Consider the following 1,249-nt stretch of genomic DNA (forward strand, 5'->3'; position numbering starts at 1 on the left):
TTAAAAATAATGAAATTTTAAGAGTCAACAATCTTATTGAAGATTTAACAATTTCTGATTTTACTGAATATAAAGATAAAAATGATGTAACAGCTTTTTACTTGACAAAACTAACTGATAACAGTATAGTATTATTTGCAGCTGACGACAGATCTCATACAATAATGGGAGTTACAGATTTTAATGACCCCAATGCTTTATTAGCTGATATTCCTGAAGAGTTCAATTATTGGCTTGAAGAAGAAATTGAAGCAATTGAGTTTGCAAGAGATAATTATTTAGTACCAACAGATGAAGTTGAAACGGAATGGTTAAGTTATAGATTACCGCCTCCACCACCGCCACCTTATGTGTGTACTAATGAATTTCATGAAACTAAATGGCCATTACTAACAACTACTTGGGGACAAGGTTATGGTTATAACAACTATACTCCTAATCTTGGATGTTCAAATTATTCAAATGGTAATGCCCCAACAGGATGTGTTGCGACTGCAACTGCACAAGTAATGAAATTTTTTCAACATCCAACTACATATAATTGGAGTGCAATGTCAAATAATTATGGCACAAATGCTACATCTCAATTAATGTCAGACATAGGAATTGCGTCAAGTATGAATTACGGATGTAGTGGTTCTGGTACAAAGCTCTTTAAATTAATCAAACCAAACATAGGCAATAATTTTAATCCTTTTAAAAATACATTTGGATATACTTCTGCAAATATTGGAGACTATAATTATAATACTGTTGTAAGCGAATTAAGTCAAAACAAACCTGTAATTATGTCAGGCGGTGAAAAAAAATATTGGGCTGGCTTAATTCCCTATTACGCTGACGGTCATGCATGGGTTGCCGATGGCTATATGCGTGGTTTTGCTTGCTTTTATGATAATAATGGTAATGTAAATGGAGGATATGGCTACCTATTATTTCATTTAAATTGGGGTTGGGGCTATAGTTATAGACATCTAAATGGATACTTTGGTTTAAATAATTTTTCAGTTAATGGTGACTCGTATAATTATAAAAGAAAAATGATATATGGAATTCGTAAATAAAATGATAGTAGCTTTTTTTGGAATTGTTATTCTATTTTCATCTTGCTCTAAAGATGAATCTTCTGAAAATGTATTCAAAGAAGCAGGAGTTCTTTTAAGAATAAATGCAAATAATAATGCTGATTTCTTTAATTCGACTGAATTAGATTTAAATAACGTTAAATTTTATTCAATCGATAATAACA

2 protein-coding genes are annotated in these 1,249 nt (G+C 30.9%); both read left to right on the forward strand.

Annotation, left to right across the window (positions count from 1 at the left end; genetic code table 11):
• Nucleotides 1-1,064 (forward strand): C10 family peptidase (locus tag DIU01_RS00610; RefSeq protein WP_290831330.1); only part of this gene is annotated, 1,064 nt, incomplete at its 5' end.
• 1 nt (nt 1,065) lies between these two features.
• A partial coding sequence (locus DIU01_RS00615; RefSeq protein WP_290831331.1) for a hypothetical protein occupies nt 1,066-1,249 on the forward strand: 184 nt, incomplete at its 3' end.

The sequence above is a fragment of the Flavobacterium sp. genome (assembly GCF_003525665.1).
Lineage (GTDB): Bacteria > Bacteroidota > Bacteroidia > Flavobacteriales > Flavobacteriaceae > Flavobacterium.